General features: G+C 32.8%; 17 protein-coding genes. 16 read left to right on the top strand and 1 reads right to left on the bottom strand.

Annotated features, from left to right (window positions below):
* Positions 1-120: 120 nt before the first annotated feature.
* From argS to JOC59_RS04670, 4 genes are all read left to right on the top strand, one after another.
* Positions 121-1,815, top strand: a complete 1,695-nt coding sequence (gene argS / locus JOC59_RS04655; protein WP_205143637.1) for an arginine--tRNA ligase — start codon at positions 121-123, stop codon at positions 1,813-1,815.
* A gap of 110 nt (positions 1,816-1,925) precedes the next feature.
* Entirely contained in the window at positions 1,926-2,396 is a 471-nt protein-coding gene (locus JOC59_RS04660) for an arginine repressor (RefSeq protein ID WP_205143638.1), read from the top strand.
* Between the two features lie 130 nt (positions 2,397-2,526).
* The gene (locus JOC59_RS04665) at positions 2,527-4,584 is read left to right on the top strand and encodes a PBP1A family penicillin-binding protein (RefSeq protein WP_205143639.1); all 2,058 of its coding nucleotides are present in this window, start codon (positions 2,527-2,529) and stop codon (positions 4,582-4,584) included.
* A 72-nt stretch (positions 4,585-4,656) separates the two neighbouring features.
* A complete protein-coding gene (locus tag JOC59_RS04670; RefSeq protein WP_205143640.1) occupies positions 4,657-4,998 on the top strand; it encodes a YlbF family regulator in 342 nt (113 codons plus the stop codon).
* Between the two features lie 530 nt (positions 4,999-5,528).
* On the opposite strand, the gene JOC59_RS04675 is transcribed toward JOC59_RS04670, so the two are convergent.
* Positions 5,529-6,170: a C40 family peptidase gene (locus JOC59_RS04675; RefSeq protein WP_205143641.1), complete on the bottom strand. Its 642-nt coding sequence runs from the start codon at positions 6,168-6,170 to the stop codon at positions 5,529-5,531.
* Positions 6,171-6,456: 286 nt separating this feature from the next.
* Here JOC59_RS04675 and yidC point away from each other — a divergent pair, with 286 nt between their 5' ends.
* The 12 genes from yidC to clpX all read left to right on the top strand — a co-directional run bounded on the left by yidC (position 6,457) and on the right by clpX (position 22,171).
* Positions 6,457-7,404 (top strand): membrane protein insertase YidC, encoded by a 948-nt coding sequence (gene yidC, locus JOC59_RS04680; protein ID WP_205143642.1) that lies wholly within the window; start codon positions 6,457-6,459, stop codon positions 7,402-7,404.
* Between the two features lie 245 nt (positions 7,405-7,649).
* The gene (locus JOC59_RS04685) at positions 7,650-8,423 is read left to right on the top strand and encodes a TrmH family RNA methyltransferase (RefSeq protein ID WP_205143643.1); all 774 of its coding nucleotides are present in this window, start codon (positions 7,650-7,652) and stop codon (positions 8,421-8,423) included.
* 197 nt (positions 8,424-8,620) lie between these two features.
* Positions 8,621-9,043 carry an HD domain-containing protein gene (locus JOC59_RS04690; protein ID WP_205143667.1) on the top strand — a complete coding sequence of 141 codons (423 nt, stop codon included), beginning with the start codon at positions 8,621-8,623 and terminating at the stop codon, positions 9,041-9,043.
* A gap of 147 nt (positions 9,044-9,190) precedes the next feature.
* A complete protein-coding gene (locus JOC59_RS04695) occupies positions 9,191-9,535 on the top strand; it encodes a winged helix-turn-helix transcriptional regulator (protein ID WP_205143644.1) in 345 nt (114 codons plus the stop codon).
* A 360-nt stretch (positions 9,536-9,895) separates the two neighbouring features.
* Positions 9,896-10,927 carry a phenylalanine--tRNA ligase subunit alpha gene (gene pheS, locus JOC59_RS04700; RefSeq protein WP_205143645.1) on the top strand — a complete coding sequence of 344 codons (1,032 nt, stop codon included), beginning with the start codon at positions 9,896-9,898 and terminating at the stop codon, positions 10,925-10,927.
* Between the two features lie 17 nt (positions 10,928-10,944).
* On the top strand, positions 10,945-13,368 hold the full coding sequence (gene pheT / locus JOC59_RS04705) for a phenylalanine--tRNA ligase subunit beta (RefSeq protein WP_205143646.1): 2,424 nt from the start codon (positions 10,945-10,947) through the stop codon (positions 13,366-13,368).
* A 20-nt stretch (positions 13,369-13,388) separates the two neighbouring features.
* Positions 13,389-14,534: an endolytic transglycosylase MltG gene (mltG, locus tag JOC59_RS04710; RefSeq protein WP_205143647.1), complete on the top strand. Its 1,146-nt coding sequence runs from the start codon at positions 13,389-13,391 to the stop codon at positions 14,532-14,534.
* Positions 14,535-14,920: 386 nt separating this feature from the next.
* Entirely contained in the window at positions 14,921-16,783 is a 1,863-nt protein-coding gene (locus tag JOC59_RS04715) for a ribonuclease J (protein WP_205143648.1), read from the top strand.
* 184 nt (positions 16,784-16,967) lie between these two features.
* A complete protein-coding gene (locus JOC59_RS04720) occupies positions 16,968-17,837 on the top strand; it encodes a hypothetical protein (protein WP_205143649.1) in 870 nt (289 codons plus the stop codon).
* Positions 17,838-18,036: 199 nt separating this feature from the next.
* Positions 18,037-19,224, top strand: a complete 1,188-nt coding sequence (gene tuf, locus JOC59_RS04725; RefSeq protein WP_205143650.1) for an elongation factor Tu — start codon at positions 18,037-18,039, stop codon at positions 19,222-19,224.
* 245 nt (positions 19,225-19,469) lie between these two features.
* Entirely contained in the window at positions 19,470-20,771 is a 1,302-nt protein-coding gene (tig, locus tag JOC59_RS04730) for a trigger factor (protein WP_205143651.1), read from the top strand.
* A 158-nt stretch (positions 20,772-20,929) separates the two neighbouring features.
* A complete protein-coding gene (clpX, locus tag JOC59_RS04735) occupies positions 20,930-22,171 on the top strand; it encodes an ATP-dependent Clp protease ATP-binding subunit ClpX (RefSeq protein ID WP_205143652.1) in 1,242 nt (413 codons plus the stop codon).
* The last annotated feature ends 232 nt before the right edge of the window (positions 22,172-22,403 follow it).

Raw genomic sequence — 22,403 nt, forward strand, 5'->3', positions numbered from 1 at the left:
TGGAATTTTAATTCAATTAGAGTGGTACCACGGGTGTAACTCGTCTCTTACAATTTATTTGTAGAGACGAGTTTTTTAGTCTAATAAATCCGATGAAAAATTATAAAAGGAGCAAAAGTAATGGACAATAAACAGCAAATAGCAGATGTTTTAAGTCAAGCATTAGGTGACAATATTCTAAGTAATATTGATATTTTAAATAAAATTGAGGTTCCTAAGACTTCTGATTTGGGAGATTTAGCATTTCCAACTTTTATGTTAGCCAAGGTAATGCGTAAAGCACCACAACAAATTGCAACTGATTTAGTAGAAAAAATTGACAAGAATAATTTTGAAAAAGTTGTTGCAATGGGACCATACGTTAACTTCTTTTTGAATAAGGAAAAAGTAGGAGCTCAAATTTTAACCGATATATTGACACAACAAGCAAACTATGGGACAAATAATGATGGTGAAAACGGTAATGTGACAATTGATATGTCATCACCAAATATTGCTAAACCAATGTCGATGGGTCATTTACGTTCAACGGTAATTGGGAATGCGTTAGCAAATATTTTTAGTAAAAATGGATATAATCCAATTAAGATTAATCACTTGGGTGATTGGGGTACGCAATTTGGTAAACTAATGGTTGCTTACAAATTATGGGGATCTGAAGAAGAAGTAAAAAAAGATCCAATTAATACGTTAGTTAAATACTATATTCGTTTTCATGAAGAAGCTAAAGAAAATCTAGCTTTAGATGATGAAGGGCGTGCTTGGTTTAAAAAGCTAGAAGATGGTGATCAAGAGGCTACTAAGTTATGGAAATGGTTTAGAGATGAATCATTAAAAGAATTTTTAACAATTTATGATGAATTAGAAATTAATTTTGATTCATTCAACGGTGAGGCTTTTTACAATGATAAAATGGATCAAGTTGTTAAAATGCTAACAGAAAAAGGATTGTTGGTTGAATCACAAGGGGCTCAAATTGTCAATTTAGAAAAATACAATTTGCCGGTTGCTATGATTAAACGAACGGATGGGGCAACTCTTTATATGACCCGTGATTTAGCTGCCGCTATGTATCGAAAAAATGAATATAATTTTGTTAAAAATCTGTATGTTGTGGGTGGAGAACAACGTGAACATTTTCAACAAATGAAAGCAATTTTTAAAGAAGCAAGTTATGATTGGGCTGATGATATTGAGCATATTCCATTTGGCTTGATTACAGTCAATGGTAAAAAATTATCAACACGTTCAGGAAGGATTATTTTATTACAAGATGTTCTTGATGACGCTATTAGATTAGCCCGTGAACAAATTGAAACTAAAAATCCAGATTTAGCTAATAAAGAAAATGTTGCTAAACAAGTAGGAATTGGTGCCGTTGTTTTTCATGACTTAAAAAATGAAAGAGTTAACAGTTTTGATTTTGCCCTAGAAGAAGTTGTGCGTTTTGAAGGGGATACTGGCCCATATGTACAATACTCACATGCACGAGCACAATCAATTTTACGTAAAGCAGGAAATCCTGATTTAACTACAACAAACTTGGTAATTAGCGATGCTAGTGCTTGGGATACAATTAAAATTTTAGGTGATTTTCCAAATATAGTTCGGCGTGCACTACGTGATCGTGAACCATCTGTAATTGCTAAATATGCGTTGAATTTATCACGAGCATATAATAAATATTATGCAAATTCACGTATTTTAGCTGAGGATAATGAATTATTAGCAAGATTAGGATTAGTTAAAGCAGTAGCAATTGTGCTTACTGAAAGTTTGAGAATGCTTGGAGTACACGCACCAAATGAAATGTAAATAAAGTTAAAGAAAAGATTGAACTTATGCAAGTTCAATCTTTTTAGTATATACTATAGTATAAATTAAACTGAGAATAGTCCATAATGCGTTAATTTTAGGGAGGAATTATGAATAAACAGCAACGATTAGCCGTTCTTAAAAATATATTAGAGACGCAAAATATTAGTAGTCAAAAAGACATTGTTGCCGCTTTTGCTAAAGAAGGTATTATAGTTAAACAGTCATCAATTTCTAGAGATTTAGCCAATTTGAATTATGTTAAAACAACTTCAATTAATGGTAAGACACAATATCAAAAATTAATTGTTAATAATAACAAGGATGTATCACGTCTATACGAAATGTTGAATGAGGTTATGATTTCAATTACTCAAGTTCAATTTATGAATATTATTAAGACGTTACCGGCGAATGGGAATTTATTAGCAGCCTTAATTGACGAAGCAGAGTTACCATCAGTTGTTGGCACATTAGCTGGGCACGATACTATTTACATGACTAGTCCAAGTGAAGATGTGGCTAAACTAGTTCATGATGAATTTATAAATTATTTAAATACCGATAATTTAATGTTATAAATTAGATAAAATTTACAAAATAAATTAACGCAGTTTTAGCTTCATTGAAAATGTTGTGATAAAATATATAGTACTTAATTTTTGAAGAGCATGAATTGATTATAATTTATTTAAAAAATGTGGAGCTACAATGAAAAAAGTGTATACAAAGATGAAGCCGATAGTTAAGTGGATAGATCTAACTATTGGGCCAGTTTGGCGTCGATTTCAAATTGGTCGTTGGTTGATTGTAATATTGTTATCGTTGTTCTTTTGCTTGAGTGCATACCTTACATATGCTGCTAAAACAGCCAATATAGGTGATCTAAAAGCAGAACTTCAAAAAACAACCGTTGTTTACGATAAAGATGGTGATCGCGCAGGAACTTTATATTCTCAAAAGGGAACCTATGTTAATTTAAAGAAAATCTCACCAAAGTTACAAAATGCAGTACTTTCTACAGAGGATCGTAATTTTTATCATGAATATGGATTTTCAATTAAAGGAATTATCCGTGCGGTTGTATTGGCTATAAAAAATAAAATAATGGGTGAAAATTATATTGCTGGTGGTGGTTCGACGATCACGCAACAATTGGTAAAAAATGCGTTACTTTCGCAGCAACAAACCTTGACGCGTAAAGTTCGTGAGTTATTTTTAGCTATTGAAGTTGAGAATGTTTATTCAAAAAAAGAAATTCTGACAATGTATTTGAATAATGCTTATTTTGGTCGTGGTATTTGGGGTGTTGAAGATGCTTCAGAACGTTATTTTGGTGTTCATGCTAGTGAACTTTCTACTAGCCAAGCTGCTATGTTAGCAGGAATGCTTAGATCCGCTGTTATTTATGATCCAATTGCTCATCACAAAAACGCTTTAGCACGACGCAACTTAGTTTTAGATTTAATGGTTGAAAATAAAAAATTAACAACAAGTCAAGCTAAAATTGCTAAAGCACAAGCAATTAAAATTGTTAACAATTATAAACGAGGAGCAACTTATCAATATCCTTGGTTTTTTGATGCAGTTATTAGTGAAGCAATTAGTCGGTATGGTTTAACAGAGTCAGATATAATGAATCGAGGTTATAAAATTTATACAACACTTGGGCAACGAATCCAAACGGCTATGCAAACTCAATTTAATTCAACTTGGAATTATCCGACTAGCGATGTCCAAGCAGCGTCTGTAGCAATCAATCCAAAAACTGGTGGTGTATTGGCCATAATTGGCGGTCGAGGGAAACATGTTTTCAGAGGCTTTAATCGAGCAACCCAAATGAAAAGACAACCAGGGTCAACTATGAAGCCTCTTGCGGTTTATGCACCAGCGATTGAAAATGGCATGAAATATGATGATGAACTAAGTGATAAAAAAACATCTTTTGGTTCAAATAATTACACACCAACTAATGAAAGTGGCTTTTATCAAAATAAAATGCCTATGTATCAAGCATTACAACAAAGTATAAATGTGCCAGCAGTGTGGCTATTGAACAAAATTGGTGTGAGTGAAGGATATGATATGGCACAAAAGTTTGGGATGCAGCTAAATAAAAGTGATAAAAACTTAGCTTTAGCATTAGGTGGAACTCATACAGGGATTTCACCGCTTCAATTAGCACAAGCATACGGTGCATTTGCCAATAACGGAGTAATGAAGCATGCTTATTTTATCCGGAAAATCGTTGATGCATCTGGTAATGTTATTGTTAATAATACAAAGGCAAAGCAAACAAAAGTTATGGCAAGTAGCACAGCTAAAACGATGACTAGTATGATGCAGGGAGTCTTTAGTTATGGAACTGGGGCAACATCGAAGCCAACTGGATATACAATTGCAGGGAAAACTGGAACAACTGAGGCCACAGGTACCAAAGAAACTAGTGGTTCAAATGATAAATGGATTGCTGGCTATACACCTGATATAGTCGTTGCTACTTGGGAAGGGTATGACACAGATAGTAATGGTAAAACTTTATCTGTGAATCCGGTTAACAACGTTGGTCCATTATTTAAAGCCGAGATGAGTGCCATGTTACCTTATACTAAAGGAACTAAATTTAGTGTAGCAGATGCAAATGTATTAGCTGGAAAGGCAACGAATAGTGACGATAAAGATATTTTAGATTCGATAACAGATACTGGGAAATCATTACAAAAAAAAGCTACTAAGTGGTGGCATAATATTACGCAAATGTTTAAATGAGTTCATAAAATTAATTTCCCTTATGTTAATTTCATGTTAGTATATAAGATATAAAGGAAAAAGGAAGAAAAAATGGCTAATATTTACGATACAGCAAATCAATTAGAACGTGATTTACGTGAAACTGAACAATATATGACGCTTGTGAGTGCTTTTGAAAGTATGAAGGCTGATGAAAGTTCATATCAAGTCTTTAAAGAATTTCAAAATGCACAGTTAGAAATTCAAAATTTAATGGGCCAAGGCCAAGCACCTGATGAAACTAAGATGCAAGAATGGCAGACAATAGCTAAGAAATTAGATGATTATCCATTAGTAAAAACGTTAATGGAACACGAACAAGCTATGGATCTTTTAATGCGCGATATCAATGGCATTGTGACTAAACCAATGGCCGATCTATATAAAAATTAAATTTACTACGCAACTAATTCAGAATGTGAGTTAGTTGTTTTTTATAATGTGTGGTAAAAAGATATGTTTGAAAATAAATGTAAGGTTATTGATAATTTTTTAATTGTCTAGACTGTGTTGAAAGATTTTTAAACACATTAATGGTATTAATAGGATGGAAAACAAAAAGTAACTAATTCAAGTGCAAATTAGTTACTTAACAAACTCGGGTCTACGCTTTTTGGTACTGATAGACATGACGTCATCATGTTAATCGGTATCTTTTTTTTCTTGCATTTTTTAAAAAAGGTGTAAAAAAAGAGATAACCCACCACCGCCAAGCAGAAAGGAAATCTCCATGGATAATTATCTCAAAATATCACTCACATTAAAAGACCCAAATTTAAAAATCGATAATACTTTCAAAAGCCCTAATGAAATTGTTCATATTTTGCGATAAATTACAAAAAAACAACTAATTCAAATTATGAATTAGTTGCTTAATAAATTAATTTAATTATTTAGTCTATCAGTACCATTTGACAAAAAGCCTAAATTTCAACACGACCAGCGAAATTTGCCTTGCTAGCCATACCATTGATAACAACGCCATGATTTTGATCAAGGGCATTTACGTAAGTACCATCACCTAAAGAGATAGCGACGTGGTATACGCGTCCAGTACGGTTAGTCCAAAATAATAAATCACCAGCTTGTGCTTTTGATGTCGCAATTCGTGTAGTTGCAGCAGCTAATTGTCCAGACTGATGAGGAAGAGAAACGCCATATTTAGCATATGCATAAGCTACTAGTCCCGAACAATCAAAACCGGCGGGAGTACTACCACCCCAAACATAACGATGCCCGATAAATTTTGTTGCGTATGTTGCTGCTTTACTTGCAATATCTTCAGTTAAAATGGTTGAACCCTTTGAGCTTACTTTGATTGTTTTAATTTTGTTGCTAGATGTTGTTTTTAATTTTTGGCCAACCAATAAATTATTGATATTTTTAATATTGTTAATCGATGCCAATTTTTGTAGTGAAATGTCATTTGTGCGCGCAATACTTGATAAAGTATCACCAGCTTTTACTACTATTGTATCAGCGTTTGCGACTGTTGCACCAAAACCAAATGTTGCAATTGTTGCCATTGAACTCAATAGTAAATCTTTTATTAATTTTTTCTTCATAGTTAATAGTGCTCCCGAAATAAAATTTTACATAAATATTATCAATAACTTTAAATAAATTTAACTTATTCTACACTATTTAATATACATCTAAAAGATAACTAAAAAAAGGTAAAAATTATTAGCGTTATGTTACATATGTTTCATTAATATTTCTCCAAAAAATATTTCTCCAAAAATATTTTTAAATGATTTAAGATAATAATGATTGTCAGTTATTTTGCATTTAGGTAAAATAGGGAGGGACTAGTTTTTAATGAAATGGTAATGAGGAAGAAAAGCGATAATGAAAAAAAGACAAAAGTTAAATTTAATTTTAATGATGACGGTTTTGACACTATTTTTGAGTGGATGTGTACGAACAAAAACCGTTGATGGTAAATTAGTTCCCTTTGGAATGGTTTGGCAGTATCTAGGACAACCTTTGGAACATATTATGAATATGATTGCTGGCCTTTTTGGTGGTGTACATGAAACTAATGCAGTTGGTTGGGCAATTATGATACTAACCATCATTGTACGGTTAGTATTATTACCTATGATGGTGTCGCAACAGCATAAATCAACGATTCAACAAGAAAAAATGAGTATGTTACGACCACAGCTTGAAAAATTACAAGCAGCGGCAAAAAATGCTAAAACACCTGAAATGCAAGCTGCTGCATCACAAGCAACTATGAAAGTATACCGTGAAAATAATGTTTCAATGACAGGTGGAATAGGGTGTTTACCATTATTAATTCAGTTACCTATTTTCTCCGGATTATATGCGGCTATTCGCTATTCAACATCGCTAGCAAATGCTCAATTTTTTGGTATTTCATTGACTAAATCAAGTGCAGTTTTAGCAATATTGGCATTTATTGTATACTTAGTTCAAGGATATTTAATGATGCTAGGAATTCCTGAAGAACAAAAGAAAATGATGCAAACAACCATGTGGCTAAGTCCAATTATGATTCTAATCTTTTCTTGGACAACTAGTGCTGGTTTAGGATTATATTTCTTCATTGGTGGATTATTTGCGATTATCCAGACTTTAATTATTAATATTTTAAGACCGCGAATTAAAGATAACATTGCAAAAAACTTTGTTGTTAAAAATGTTGCTGACGATATTTTAAAAAATTTAGAGACGGAAGATTCTAAACAAACAAGTGAAAGCAAAATAGCAACAAATAAAAATAATGAAAAAAATACGAAGCGTAATGCTGGCAAACAAAATAAACATTAAACTAACAGAACCTAAAGAACTGGGAAACGTCCCAGTTTTTTTATTTATAATTTATTTTTAAAATTAAATATAAATAAGTTTTGTAATTTTGAGAACAGTATTCGTAATTATTATATATCAGTATTTAAAAATAAATTATCAAATCTTAGTAGTAAGATAAATAGTGGTTTTTATTGTTAAATAAGTATTAACAGTTCAGTATTAATGGTACACTAGGATGAAGAAAAAGGACGGTAATTAAAATAATGGAACAAATTGTAAGTAAAAAAAATGAACATGTTAAAGTTTGGGCTAAATTAGCAACTAAAAAGGGAAGGGAGGTTCAAGGGACATATTTGCTTGATGGTTGGCATTTAGTCCAAGAGGCCATTAATAATAAGGCTAAAATGCATGCCATTATGGTTACTGAAGATCAACTAAAAATGCATGAACTTGAATTTCCTGAAGGAGTACCGGTTTATTTAATTACAGCAGAAGTAGCAAAATATATTGGTGGAACTGTTTCTCCACAAGGTATTTTTGCTGAAATAACTTTACCAACTAAAAGTCTAAAACCAAGTTATGTTCATAAAGGAGCTTGGCTACTATTGGATGGTATTCAAGATCCGGGAAATATTGGAACGATGGTTAGAACTGCTGATGCAGCTGGTTTTAAGGGAGTGGTATTGGGCGATGGGTCGGCTGATTTATATAGCCCAAAGGTTGTTCGTGCCATGCAAGGAAGTCAATTTCATATTGAAGTTCTTAAAGGTAACTTACTTGAGTGGACACAGGAATTAGTTAGCAATGATTTACCAGTTTATGGAAGTCAGTTGAATCCACAAGCTAAAAACTATCAAGAAGTTAATGCTTCATTAGATTTTGCCTTGATTATGGGAAATGAAGGTCAAGGGATGGCTGAAGAATTAGCTAAAGCCACAACTGCTAATTTATATGTTCCAATTAATGGTGAGGCAGAATCATTGAATGTTGCTGTTGCTGCTGGTATTTTAATGTTTAATTTAAAATTAGTATTATAGTATTTAATTAATTTAAATATTTTATAAGTTATAAACAAACGGTTGTTACTAAGTTAGTACATCATGTATAATGAAAATAATATGATTTATGTTGCTTAAAGTTAGTGTAGAAATGCGAAAGATGAGGCTTTTTTTTGAAACTTGATAATTGGCAAAATGATTTTGAATATCGTGGTTATGTTGATGAATTATTAGCAATGCCAGAAGTTCAATGCTTACAAAAATATGTTCAGCACCATCACTCTGACCGATTAACACATTCGATTAGAGTTTCTTACTACAGTTTTCTATGGGCAAAAAAGTTTAATTTGGATGCTAGGGCCGTTGCTAGGGCCGGTTTGTTGCATGATTTATTTTATTATGATTGGCGTGTAACTAAATTTGAACTAGGAACACATGCATTTATTCATCCACGAGTATCAGTAAGAAATGCTGAGAAGATAACGATATTATCACCATTAGAAAAAGATATAATCTTGAAACACATGTTTGGAGCAACATTGGAATTACCACAATATTGGGAAAGTTATCTAGTGGATATGGTCGATAACGTTGCAGCTATTCAAGAATATTTTTTACCAAAATGGCAAGCAATCAAAGCACGGTTATTAAAAATCTAAAAGCATTACTAGAAATAACCATTTAAATAAGTATGGGGTATTGTGAGGGGATTATTTCACAATGCCTTATCAGCGTGCTATAATTTAAATTAACAAAAAGTAAGGACTTTTATATAGTTCAGATTACATATTAAATGGAGAATTGTTATGGAAAAAATTGAAGTAAAAACTAATGATAACTTGACCCTTTGTCCTAAGTTTGCAAAAACTTTTGAAATATTGGGACGAAAGTGGAACGGAATGATTATTGAAGTTTTATTAAATAATGGTGTTTCACGATTTAAAGATTTAGCTACTGCTGTTTCAACTTGCTCTGATCGTGTTTTAGTGGAACGGCTAAAAGAACTTGAAGAGGAAGGAATTGTAGAAAGAAGAACTTACGATAATTCTTCGTTAATTCAATATGCACTTACGGAACGTGGTGATGCAATGCGTGACTTGATGGTGGCTATCCATGATTGGGCTGATAATACTTACACAACTAAAGCATAATTGTCTGTTTCAATTATTGTTTAGTATGCTATAATCTAATTACAATAATTTAATTGCTATGATAAGAAGTAGTAGTTATTAAACTAGTAATAGTTTAGGGATTGGACAACTTGACTGAAATTGACCATAGATTACTATAATAACGAATTCACTCTTGGAGCTATTTTTGCAAAATTTTTTTAAACAAAAATCGGGTAGTTAGCGTTATATAACTTTTTAGAGAGATAAATTTAATGATTTATCCAAACATGGGTGGTACCACGTTTAAAATAACGTCCCTGTATCGATTTTCGATACAGGGATTTTTTGTTTATGTTGATGCTATTAATTAGAATATTAGAAGTAAGGAGTGATAACTAAATGTCATTAAAAGACACTTTATTAGAACTAAAACAAACTGTTTTAAATAAAATCTCAGTTGTCGAAGATTTAGATAGTTTAAATCAAATTCGGATTGAAACGCTAGGGAAAAAAGGCCCGATTACTGAAGTATTACGGGGAATGAAAGATTTAACTGCGCAAGAACGACCACAAGTAGGAGCTTTTGCTAATGAAATTCGGGATGTTTTACAAACTGCTGTTGAAGAACGTAAGCGAGTAATTGAGGATAAGGTGTTAACAGCAAAACTATCGGCTGAAACAATTGATGTGACTTTACCGGGTAATCAAATTGCTAAAGGAAATGCCCATGTTATTCAACAAATAATTGAACAATTAGAAGATCAATTCATGGGAATGGGATATCAAATTGCAGAAGGGCCTGAGGTTGAAGAAGATCGCTATAACTTTGAAATGATGAACTTACCAAAAGATCATCCTGCGCGTGATATGCAAGATACTTTTTATATTACAGATGAAATTTTGATGCGAACACAAACATCACCTATGCAAGCAAGGATGATGGAAAAACATGATTTTTCAAAGGGAGCGTTAAAAATGATTTCGCCAGGACGTGTATATCGTCGAGATACTGATGATGCTACGCATTCTCATCAATTTCATCAAGTTGAGGGATTAGTTATTGATAAAAATATAACTATGGCTGATTTAAAAGGTACACTATTAAAAATGGCGCAAGAGTTATTTGGGGAAAAACATCAAATTAGATTACGACCATCATATTTTCCATTTACGGAACCATCTGTTGAAGTCGATGTTTCGTGGGATGAAGTAACTGATAAAACACAGCCGGAAGATATTAAATGGATTGAAGTGTTAGGAGCTGGGATGGTCCATCCCAATGTATTAGCAATGGCGGGGGTTGATCCAGAAATTTATGGTGGCTTTGCTTTTGGTCTAGGACCAGATCGATTTGCAATGCTCAAATATGGTGTTGACGATATCCGGAATTTCTATTTAAATGATGTTCGTTTCTTGGCACAATTCGATTAAGTGTAGGAGGAAAGATTGTGAAAGTTTCATTGGACTGGTTAAAGGAATATATTGATATTGACCTAAAACCAAATGTATTAGCAGAAAAAATTGCTAGAACGGCAGTTGAAATTGAAGAAGTATCTCAATCAGTTGAAGATATGAGTGGCGTTGTTGTTGGAAAAGTATTATCTGTTGAACCACATCCAGACTCAGATCATATGGTAATTACTCAAATTGATATAAATGAAGATGAGCCTGTACAAATTGTTACAGGAGCTCCAAATGTTGCGGTTAATCAATTGGTTATTTTAGCAAAACATAATGCCAAAATTGCTAATGGTAAAAAAATTAAAAAAGGTAAGCTACGGGGAGTGACCTCAAATGGAATGCTAGCGGCATTACAAGAAATTGGCTTTGATGATAAAATTGCGCCTAAAGATTTTGAAGCTGGTATATGGGTTTTTGATGAAAATGAACAGGTTAAACCTGGGGATGATGCATTTAAGGTATTAGGAATGCGTGACTGGATCCTAGAAACAGGAATTACACCTAACCGTGCTGATATGCTTTCAATGAATGGAACAGCGTACGAAGTTGGGGCAATGCTAAAGCAAAAGCCAAGATTGCCAAAAGTGGAAATTAATGAAACTAGTGAGTTAGAAACTAAAAATTTATTAAAAATATCTGCGGATGAAGAACTAGCACCTAAATACATGGTCCGAATTGTTGATAATGTTGAAATTAAGGATTCACCATTATGGTTACAAAAAAAGTTGTGGAATGCTGGCATGCGACCAATTAACAATGTTGTTGATGCAACGAATTATGCAATGCTTGTTTTTGGGCAACCACTGCATGCTTTTGACTATGATCAAATAAAAAGCAATGAGTTGATAGTTCGCTTAAGTAAAGAAGCGGAAACATTAAAGACACTAGATAGTATTGAGCGAGTATTACGACCAAATCAAGATATTGTCGTTACTGATGGTGAAACACCACTAATGTTAGCAGGTGTAATGGGTGGAGCAAGTACTGAGGTAACTAGTGAGTCAACACGGATAATATTGGAGGCGGCAGTTTTTAATAGTCATTATGTTCGAGCAACTGCACGCCGCCATGATTTACATTCAGAGGCATCACAGCGCTTTGAACGAGGTGTTAATTGGGATGATACAGAAAAAACACTTAATTTTGCTGCTCAATTAATTGCTGAAATCGCAAATGGTAATGTTACTAAGGGGGTTTTAACCGCTAACAATGTAATTAAAAAGCCAGTTAAGGTAACGGTTAGCTTAGATAGAATTAATAAAGTGTTAGGATTAAGCTTAACCAAAGATAACGTATTGGCTATTTTTAACCAATTAGGTTTTTTAACTGAATTAAATAACAATGAGTTTGAAGTTACTATTCCAAATCGACGATGGGATATAAGTATTTCGGCCGATTTAATAGAGGAAGTAGCCAGAATTTATGGTTATGATAATATTCCGTCAACATTACCTAGTGGACGTCCCACGGTAGGGAAGCTTTCATATAAGCAGCGTGTGATTCGAAGCTCACGCCACTTGTTGGAAGGATTAGGATTATCACAAGCAATTTCATATGGATTAACGACTGAAGACAAGGCTAAAATGTTTTCATTCAATGCAAATGCGCATGTTACTAAATTAAATTATCCAATGACTCAAGAACGGACAACAACACGGATGAGCTTGATTACAGGCTTATTAGATGATATTGCGTACAATAATGCTCGTAAGCAGTTTAATATTGCATTATATGAACAAGGGCGTGTGTTTTATCGCACGACAGATGATGCGCGACCAACCGAAATTGAACATATTGCTGGAGCAATTTCAGGTAAATTAAGCAATGATAATTGGCATACTAACCAATTAAATGTTGATTTTTATGCTATTAAAGGGGTTGTTGAAACATACTTGAAGCATTTTGATTTTAAAGCAAAAATTAGTTTTAAACCAACTAAAGATTTTTTACAAATGCATCCTGGACGAACAGCAGCTATTTTTATTGGTGAACATTTTGTTGGAATTGTTGGGCAAGTACATCCTTTGGTTGCGCAACAATTTAAAATCAAAGAAACATACGTGTTTGAACTAGATTTACAACAATTACTCACCTTAAAGAAAAAGGACCGTGAATACAAGGTTATCTCTAAGTTTCCAAGTATCACCCGTGATATTGCTATTTTAGTCGATGAAAATATTGAACATGCAACAATTAAGCACTTAATTGATAAAAATGGTGGCAAACAACTGGTTGATATTACATTATTTGATGTGTATAGTGGAAAAAATGTTTTACCTGGGAAAAAATCGATGGCGTATACGTTGACTTATCAAGATGTTAATAAGACACTGATTGATGAAGAAGTAAATAAAGCATTTGATAAAGTCGTAAAAGTATTGATTAATGAATTAGATGCTGAAATTCGTTAAGAAGGATCAGAGGGATTTTTATGGAAAAGGATCAATTTAATTCACGAATTAATAGACATCAGGTTAGTAATAGAAAGAATAAGTGGGTTATATTTATTAAGGTGTTCACACTATTATTAATAATAATGGGAGTTGGATTAGGGGTGCGGCATTTATATTTAAGAAATGATACATCTGCAAAAAATCCAAATAGTACAAAGAAAATTGATTTCTACGTTGCCAGTGGAATGAGTGCTAGCCAAATTGGTACTAAATTAGAACAAAAAGGTTTAATAAAGCATAATTATGCTTTTGAAAATTATTTAACGAAGCACAACATAAATGATTTAAAAGCTGGTTATTTTAGTCTTTCAGCAAGTATGAATCTGGCTAATATCGCAAAGAAACTTGAAAAAAGTGGTAGCCTATATCCAATTAGTAAGGGTAATCCTGATAGTTTGTTAATGCGAGAAGGTGAAACCGCACAGGAATTAGCTAAAACAATTGCTAAGAAAACTAAATTTTCAGCAAAAACGTGGTTAGCAACCTTAAATGATAAGCAGTATTTAGCTAAATTAGCTAAAACATATCCCGAGTTATTATCCTCTGCATTGAAGGCAAAAAATACCAAGTATGTACTTGAGGGATATTTATACCCAGCAACGTATAATATAAAAAATGTAAAATCGGCTAATGACATTACAACTATGATGGTTAGTCAGATGAATACAGAATTAGCACCATATTATGAGCAAATTAAGAGAAAAGGTTTGACTGTGCAAGAAATTTTAACATTGGCATCACTTGTTGAAAGAGAAGCAATTACGCAAAGTGATCGATCTAAAGTGGCAGGTGTATTTTTTAATAGAATTGATAAAAAAATGACGTTAGGTTCGGATATCGCTGTCAAATATGCTATGAAAAATCCAACTACAAATTTATCATTAAAAGATATAAAAATTAAGTCGCCATATAATCTTTATGTGCATACTGGTTATGGACCTGGACCTGTAAATTCGCCGTCTTTAAATTCAATAAAAGCAGTTTTGAATCCAGTTGATCGTAAGAAAAAATATTATTATTTTATTGCTGATTTAAAAACTGGCAAAATTTATTTTTCAAAGACATATGCACAACATGAAAAATTAAATAAAAAATTATCTGCTACAAATAATAAGAGTAACTAAGAAAAAATATAATCAACCTAAATACTGATTATGTAGAGAGTAAAGTAGTTATTTATTATTAAAGTGTGATCTAAAAGAAAAATCCAAGCAGAAAATATGTGAAAAGGACTGAATTTATAAAAATTCAGTCCTTTTCACATATTTTTTTACGTAGTTAAGTATGTTCTTCACGTATTTTTTGCGATATTTTAAATTTTACCTCATAGTTTAGAAGCTATTTCTAAACTATGAGGAGTACAATTACTAGAAAAATTTGAATAAATACTTAAAAAGCATTAGATGTTTAAAGTGTAATGCTAATAAAATTATGATAAACTAGTTACTAAGAATATTGAACGAGTAAATAAAATAAAAGATTTATCTTTAAAAATGTAAGAGGTTTTTTAATGAAAAGTAAGTTATCCATTATTCCGTTTGGTGGAGTGCGCGAAAACGGAAAGAATATGTATGCAATTAATTATAATGATGAAATTTATATTTTTGATGCAGGGTTGAAGTATCCAGAAACTGATTTATTAGGCATTGATGTTGTTATCCCTGATTTTGGTTATTTAAAAGAACATGCTGATCAGGTTGTGGGTATTTTTTTAACACACGGACATGCCGATGCCATCGGAGCTTTGCCATATTTATTAAATGATATTAATGCGCCAGTATTTGGTTCAGAAATGACACTGGCGTTAGCAAAGCTAGCGTTACAGAATGATAAAAACGTTGAGAATTTTGAGGATTTTCATGTTGTTAATGAAAAATCAGTGATTGATTTTGGTAATGCCAAAATTTCATTTTTTAGCACAACTCATTCTATTCCACAATCTTTAGGATTAGTTCTTGAAACTGCAAATGGTCAAATTGTTTATACTGGAGATTTCAAATTTGACCAAACAGCAAAAAATGATTATCGAACTGATTTAGCACGACTTGGTGAAATTGGTAAACAAGGTGTCTTGGCTTTATTAAGTGATGTTGCAGGTGTGGGAAGTTATGATGAGTCTGTAAATGAATCTGCAATCGAAGAATATGTGTTAGATACATTTCAAAATCATCAAGGACGAATAATTGTTGCAGCCGTTGCATCTAATATCCAAAGAATTCAACAAGTTATCAATGCAACATATAAAACTGGTCGTAAAATTGTTTTATCTGGAAATGATTTGGAAAAGGTTGTTAGAACGGCATTAAAATTAAAAAAATTAGAATTACCAATTCCTGAAAATGAATTATTTGTTTCATTTAAAAACATGAAAAAGTTACCGCTTGCAGAAACTGTTATTTTAGAAACAGGTAAAATGGGTGAACCAATTAAGCATTTACAAAGAATGGCTAATGGGGATGATCGGCATATTAAAATTGGTGAAGGCGATTTAGTTTTTATTACAACTACACCATCAACGGCAATGGAAGCTTTTGTTGCTAGAACACGTGACTTGATGTTCAAGGCGGGTGCTAATGTTCGTGCTATATCACAAGATTTACGCTCATCTGGCCACGCATCCAGAAATGATTTACAATTAATGCTTAACTTTATGCAGCCTAAATATTTTTTACCAGTTCAGGGAGAGTACCGTGTTTTAAGTGCAGGTGCTGAGTTAGCACGTCAAGTTGGTATATCAGATAAAAATATATTTATTATGCAAAATGGTGATCAATTAAACTATGATGATGGTAATTTATATTTAGCTGGATCTATTGAAGTTACAAATACAATGATTGACGGCTCGGGTGTTGGTGACATTGGAAATATTGTGCTTCGCGATCGCAAAATTCTTTCAGAAGATGGTGTTTTTATAGCTGTTGTAACAATTGATCGTAAAAAAAAGAAAGTTGTTTCAAAACCAAAGATCACTTCTCGGGGATTTGTTTATGTTAAGGCATCTCGTGATTTAATTCGTGAAAGTATTGAAATTGTAGAAAAAACCTTAACCAATAGTTTGGAAAATATAGAAGAATTTGATTGGTCAGTTTTAAAAACTGCTGTACGTGATAATTTAAGTCATTACTTATATGAACAAACTCATCGTAAACCAGTCATTTTACCGGTAATTATGGAAGTTAATCAAAATGGGCTTCGAAACAAACGGCATTTAAAGAAAAATAACAATAAAGCAACAAAAGTAGTTAAAAAGCACGTTAATAATGTAGTCAACGGGAACACTGATAAGCAAATAACCTCCAAAGAAGTAAGCACTAAAAAGATCCAGTCAACGAAGCGTAAGACCAGTACTAAAAAGGTGATAAATAAAAAATAATTGAATTGCAACAAAATATGAAATTTTTATATTTTAAATTAGATACTTTCAGTTATAAGGTTTATGCTTGATGGTGAAAAATATTTGATAAAAAAGAGGAATTTAGAACTTATATTCTAGATTTCTCTTTTTATTAGTAAGATTTGATTGTAGCTAAAATTGTAATCATAAAAAAGAGGTACCTATGGATAATTTAGCCGAAATAAAATTAGCAATTGCAAATGACAATCCAATATTGGCATATGGCAAATTAGAAGAACAATATATTAAAGAACCTACCTTTGAAATTAATCGGATGTTATCAAAAGTAGCACTGAACCTAAATAAATATGACGTTGCTGAAGAGCTAGTTAGTGCGATGATTGATGATTATTTGAGGGAAGAAACAGATATATTATTTTTAATTAAAGTATATTGTGAAAATATGAATTATTTAGAATTGAATTTAATTTTAAGTCACATGACATTAACTAAAGAAATGCACAAAAAAATCAAAGTGCAAATTGATTATTCAATGCAGCAACATACTATGGAAATTAAAAAAAATATTAAGCGGTTTAAGTATTTAGGAATTGGGGATATGATCGAGCAAAATTTAGCATTGAAGGCAGGAAAACATATTCCAATGGCCGATTTCATAAAATTGGGTTCGCAGCATTTGATTGATGAGGATGTTCATCCGCTAGTTCGGACAACAATTTTAGAAATTTTTACGCAACTTGGTCAGCAAGAAGTTAATTTTAAATGGTTGGATAATAAAACATATACATGTGATTTACAAATTCAAAAAGAGAAGCATCTAGCAACTGAAACCAGTATAAAAAAAGAAATTACGCAAAAATTAGCTAAAAATATTCAAAATGAAAAAATATTATTGGAATATGTTAGCATTTTCAGTAAAATAATTTTTCCATACTTTTCAAAAGTGATACCACAGACTGACGTATTTGTTAATGGTCTAATTAACCGGTTAAATGGTGAAAAAGATGATTATATCAGTCAAAATTATTGGATTAAAACAATTGATGAATTGTTATTAACATTAAATTATTAAAATTATTGTATTTTTTAGTTTTTTTTGTTTACAAATTACTATCTGATTTATATAATAGTTAAGGCTTTCCAATAGAATATAAAACAATGATTTTAATTTTGTTGTTTGTGTTCTTACAGGATTGTAGTATAATTGGAAGCATAGGATTGAGATGAGTAATTTATCCAATCGCTTTGCAAATATTAGGAGGAATTTCATTTTGGCTAAAGAACATTATGAACGCACAAAACCACACGTTAACATTGGTACTATTGGACACGTTGACCATGGTAAAACAACTTTAACTGCTGCAATTTCAAAAGTATTGGCTGACAAAGGTTTGGCTGAACAACAAGATTTTGCTGCTATCGATGCTGCTCCAGAAGAACGTGAACGTGGTATTACTATCAACACTGCTCACATCGAGTATGAAACTGAAAAACGTCACTACGCTCACATCGATGCTCCTGGACACGCCGATTACGTTAAGAACATGATCACTGGAGCTGCACAAATGGATGGTGCCATCCTTGTTGTTGCTGCTACTGATGGTCCTATGCCACAAACACGTGAACACATCCTCTTGGCTCGTCAAGTTGGTGTTGACTACATCATCGTATTCTTGAACAAGACTGATCTTGTTGATGATGAAGAACTTGTTGATCTTGTTGAAATGGAAGTTCGTGAATTACTTAGCGAATATGATTTCCCAGGTGACGATATTCCTGTATTACGTGGATCAGCTCTTGGTGCCCTTAACGGCGATGCTGAACAAGTTAAGGTTATCGAAGAACTTATGGATACTGTGGATGAATACATCCCTACTCCAGAACGTGATACTGACAAGCCATTCTTGATGCCTGTTGAAGATGTATTCACTATTACTGGTCGTGGTACTGTTGCTTCAGGACGTATTGATCGTGGTGTTGTTAAAGTCGGCGACGCTGTTGAAATCGTTGGTTTGAAAGATGAACCTCTTTCAACTACTGTTACTGGTGTTGAAATGTTCCGTAAGACTATGGATGCTGGTGAAGCCGGTGATAATATTGGTGCTCTTCTTCGTGGTGTTTCACGTGATGAAATTGAACGTGGTCAAGTTTTAGCTAAGCCAGGTTCAATTCAAACACACAAGAAGTTCAAGGGTGAAGTCTACATCCTTTCTAAAGAAGAAGGTGGACGTCATACTCCATTCTTCTCAAACTACCGTCCACAATTCTATTTCCACACTACTGATGTTACTGGTGTAATTGAATTACCAGAAGGTGTAGAAATGGTTATGCCTGGTGATAACGTTACTTTCACTGTTGAATTAATCAGCCCTGTTGCACTTGAAAAGGGTCTTAAATTCACTGTCCGTGAAGGTGGTCGTACAGTTGGTGCCGGTGTTGTTTCAGAAATTGATGACTAATATTTGTTAGTTGTTTGGTTTACTAAACAACTCTAAAAGAAGCCTGTTAGTACAGGCTTCTTTTTTTAATTTTAAAATTGGCGTTCGTCTAAATTTTTGTTAGAATAATAGATATGTTAGAAGTTTTAATGATTTAATTGATTACTTTTTATTTACAATAAATCATTAGTACGTTAAACTATTACACGTATGTATTAAACATTGAATATGTGAACTAATAATTCACTTACTGGAGGAATTAACAAATGGTTGCAACTAATGCAAAATGGACTAAAGGTGAAGGCAATAAAGGAACATTGTCTTTTGAAATCCCTGTGGAAGTATACCAAGATGGTATTAACAAAGCTTTCAACAAAGTTAAAACACAAATTAATATGCCTGGTTTCCGTAAGGGGAAAATGCCTAAGCAATTATTTATTAAACAATATGGTGAAGAATCATTATATCAAGATGCTTTAAATATTATTTTAGGTGATATTTATAACGAAGCAATTATTGAAACGGGCATCAGTCCTGTAGGACAACCAGACATTGCTGCTGATGAAATGGAAAAAGATCAAGTTTGGAAGTTACACGCTGAAGTAGAAGTAGCTCCTGAAATTGAATTGGGTGATTATCAAGGACTTACTGTACCAAAACAAAGTACACGAGTAACTGCTAAGGAAGTTGATGCAGAAATTGAAAAACTTCGCGGACAACAAGCTGAATTAGTTTTAAAGGAAGATGATGCTGCTGTTAAAGGTGATACTGTAGTGATTGACTTTGACGGTTCAGTTAATGGTGACCATTTTGATGGTGGTAAGGGTGAAAACTTCTCACTAGAGCTTGGTTCAGGGCAATTTATTCCAGGATTTGAAGATCAATTGATTGGGCATAAGGCGGATGAAGATGTTGAAGTTAAGGTTTCATTTCCAACCGATTATCAAGCTGAAGATTTAGCTGGTAAAGAAGCATTATTTGAAGTTAAAATCCATGAAGTAAAGACTAAAGAATTACCTGAACTTGATGATGAATTTGCCAAAGATGTTGATGAAGACGTTAATTCACTTGATGAGTTAAAAACAAAGACGAAGGCTAAAATTAAAGAAGACAAGCAACAAGCTGCTAAAGATGCAAAAGAAGAAGCTGCACTTACTAAGGCAGTTGACAATGCTAAAGTCGTTGGAGATGAAATTCCAGCTTCAATGATTGATGAAGATGTTCATCGGCAATTAGACCAATACCTTGCTAATATGCAACAACAAGGTATTAGTCCAGAAATGTACTACCAATTGACTGGAACAAGTGAAGCTGACTTACACAAGCAATTTGAAGATGGTGCTGAAAAACGGGTTAAAACCAACCTTGTTTTAGAAGCAATTGTTGCTAAAGAAAATATCGAACCAACTGATGCTGATATTGATGCTGAAGTAAAGGTTTTAGCTGATCAATATGGTATGGATGAAGCTGCTGTTCGTCAGGCCCTTTCACCAGCGATGTTAAAGCATGACATTGCTATTAAGCAAGTTGTTGATATGATTGTTGACTCTGCTAAAGAAGAAGCCTAAGTAACTAATTTAGTAATATTAATGAAAAGCTGTGACTTTGGTCGCAGTTTTTCTTATATTATATAAAATAATGAAATAACTTGCTTAATAAAAAGTAATAACTAGGTTATCATATGGTACAATTGATGTGATTTAATTGCGAAAAGGAGGTAATTGTGATGCTTGATACTACTGATCCAATGGGTCCTGTGGTTTGTTCATTTTGTGGAAAATCACAGAACGAAGTACAAAAAATAATTGCTGGACCAGGTGTATATATATGTAATGAATGTGTTGAACTAGCACAATCAATTATTGAAGAAGAAAGTCGACATGAGGCTGCAGAAGAAGTTATTGAATTACCAACACCAAAAGAAATTGTTGATATTTTAAATAATTACGTGATTGGTCAGGAAGATGCAAAGAAGACGTTAGCTGTTGCGGTATATAATCACTATAAACGAATTAATGATACATTAATTGGCGACAGTGAAGTTGAACTGCAAAAATCAAATATTTCAATTATAGGACCAACTGGTTCTGGGAAAACTTATTTAGCACAAAGTTTAGCTCGCATTTTAGATGTACCATTTGCAATTGCTGATGCGACTACATTAACTGAAGCGGGATATGTTGGTGAAGATGTTGAAAATATTTTATTAAAACTACTACAAAGTGCTGATTATGATGTGGAACGTGCTGAACGTGGAATTATCTATATCGATGAAATAGATAAAATTGCTAAAAAATCTGAAAATGTTTCAATTACACGAGATGTTTCAGGTGAAGGGGTTCAACAAGCGTTGTTGAAAATGCTAGAAGGAACGATTGCAAATGTGCCACCACAGGGTGGGCGCAAACATCCACAACAGGAGTTTATTCAAGTTGATACTACCAATATTTTGTTTTTAGTTGGTGGTGCTTTTGATGGAATTGAAACAATTGTTAAAGAACGTCTTGGAGATAAGGTAATTGGTTTTGGAACTGATTCAGTAAAAGCACAAGCTTTAAATAATTTAAATGAAAAATCAGTGATGCAACATGTTATTCCAGAAGATTTAATGGCTTTTGGACTAATTCCTGAATTTATTGGTAGATTACCAATTTTAACGGCTTTAGAAAAACTTGATGAAAATGATTTAGTTAAAATTTTGACAGAACCTAAAAATGCGCTTGTTAAACAGTATACTGAATTAATTAAGATGGATGGGGTAGAATTGGAATTTACACCAGGAGCACTTAAGGCCATGGCTAATCTTGCAATAACACGTGACACTGGTGCACGGGGCTTACGATCAATCATTGAAGAAGTTATGCGGGATATTATGTTTGATATTCCGAGTCGAGATGATATTAAGGTGGTCGTTATTGATGAAACCACAGTTACTGATAAAAAAGAACCAAAGATACAATTAAAATAGTGGTGAACCATTTTTACGTTTTATTAGTATAGTAACAATAAATTAAAAACGTAAATAAACGGATAATTAAAAAGCAACTAATTCAAATTTTGAATTAGTTGCTTTTTGTAATATATAAAGAAAAATAAAAACCTTGGGGTTATGACACAACTTAGCAAAGGTTTTCAAGTTATATCTGTGAATTAAAGATCGATAGCAAAAATAAGTGGCCTTTGTATCTTTCAATATCAAG

This window comes from Periweissella beninensis (genome assembly GCF_016908275.1).
Taxonomy (GTDB): domain Bacteria; phylum Bacillota; class Bacilli; order Lactobacillales; family Lactobacillaceae; genus Periweissella; species Periweissella beninensis.

Bases quoted from the DNA above. Each gene is read 5' to 3' on its own strand.
- yidC (WP_205143642.1), top strand. From the start codon at position 6,457: ATGAAAAAAAGACAAAAGTTAAATTTAATTTTAATGATGACGGTTTTG.
- pheS (WP_205143645.1), top strand. From the start codon at position 9,896: ATGTCATTAAAAGACACTTTATTAGAACTAAAACAAACTGTTTTAAAT.
- tig (WP_205143651.1), top strand. From the start codon at position 19,470: ATGGTTGCAACTAATGCAAAATGGACTAAAGGTGAAGGCAATAAAGGA.
- JOC59_RS04690 (WP_205143667.1), top strand. From the start codon at position 8,621: ATGCCAGAAGTTCAATGCTTACAAAAATATGTTCAGCACCATCACTCT.
- JOC59_RS04720 (WP_205143649.1), top strand. From the start codon at position 16,968: ATGGATAATTTAGCCGAAATAAAATTAGCAATTGCAAATGACAATCCA.
- JOC59_RS04665 (WP_205143639.1), top strand. From the start codon at position 2,527: ATGAAAAAAGTGTATACAAAGATGAAGCCGATAGTTAAGTGGATAGAT.
- JOC59_RS04670 (WP_205143640.1), top strand. From the start codon at position 4,657: ATGGCTAATATTTACGATACAGCAAATCAATTAGAACGTGATTTACGT.
- argS (WP_205143637.1), top strand. From the start codon at position 121: ATGGACAATAAACAGCAAATAGCAGATGTTTTAAGTCAAGCATTAGGT.
- mltG (WP_205143647.1), top strand. From the start codon at position 13,389: ATGGAAAAGGATCAATTTAATTCACGAATTAATAGACATCAGGTTAGT.
- JOC59_RS04675 (WP_205143641.1), bottom strand. From the start codon at position 6,170: ATGAAGAAAAAATTAATAAAAGATTTACTATTGAGTTCAATGGCAACA.
- JOC59_RS04660 (WP_205143638.1), top strand. From the start codon at position 1,926: ATGAATAAACAGCAACGATTAGCCGTTCTTAAAAATATATTAGAGACG.
- JOC59_RS04685 (WP_205143643.1), top strand. From the start codon at position 7,650: ATGGAACAAATTGTAAGTAAAAAAAATGAACATGTTAAAGTTTGGGCT.
- clpX (WP_205143652.1), top strand. From the start codon at position 20,930: ATGCTTGATACTACTGATCCAATGGGTCCTGTGGTTTGTTCATTTTGT.
- JOC59_RS04715 (WP_205143648.1), top strand. From the start codon at position 14,921: ATGAAAAGTAAGTTATCCATTATTCCGTTTGGTGGAGTGCGCGAAAAC.
- JOC59_RS04695 (WP_205143644.1), top strand. From the start codon at position 9,191: ATGGAAAAAATTGAAGTAAAAACTAATGATAACTTGACCCTTTGTCCT.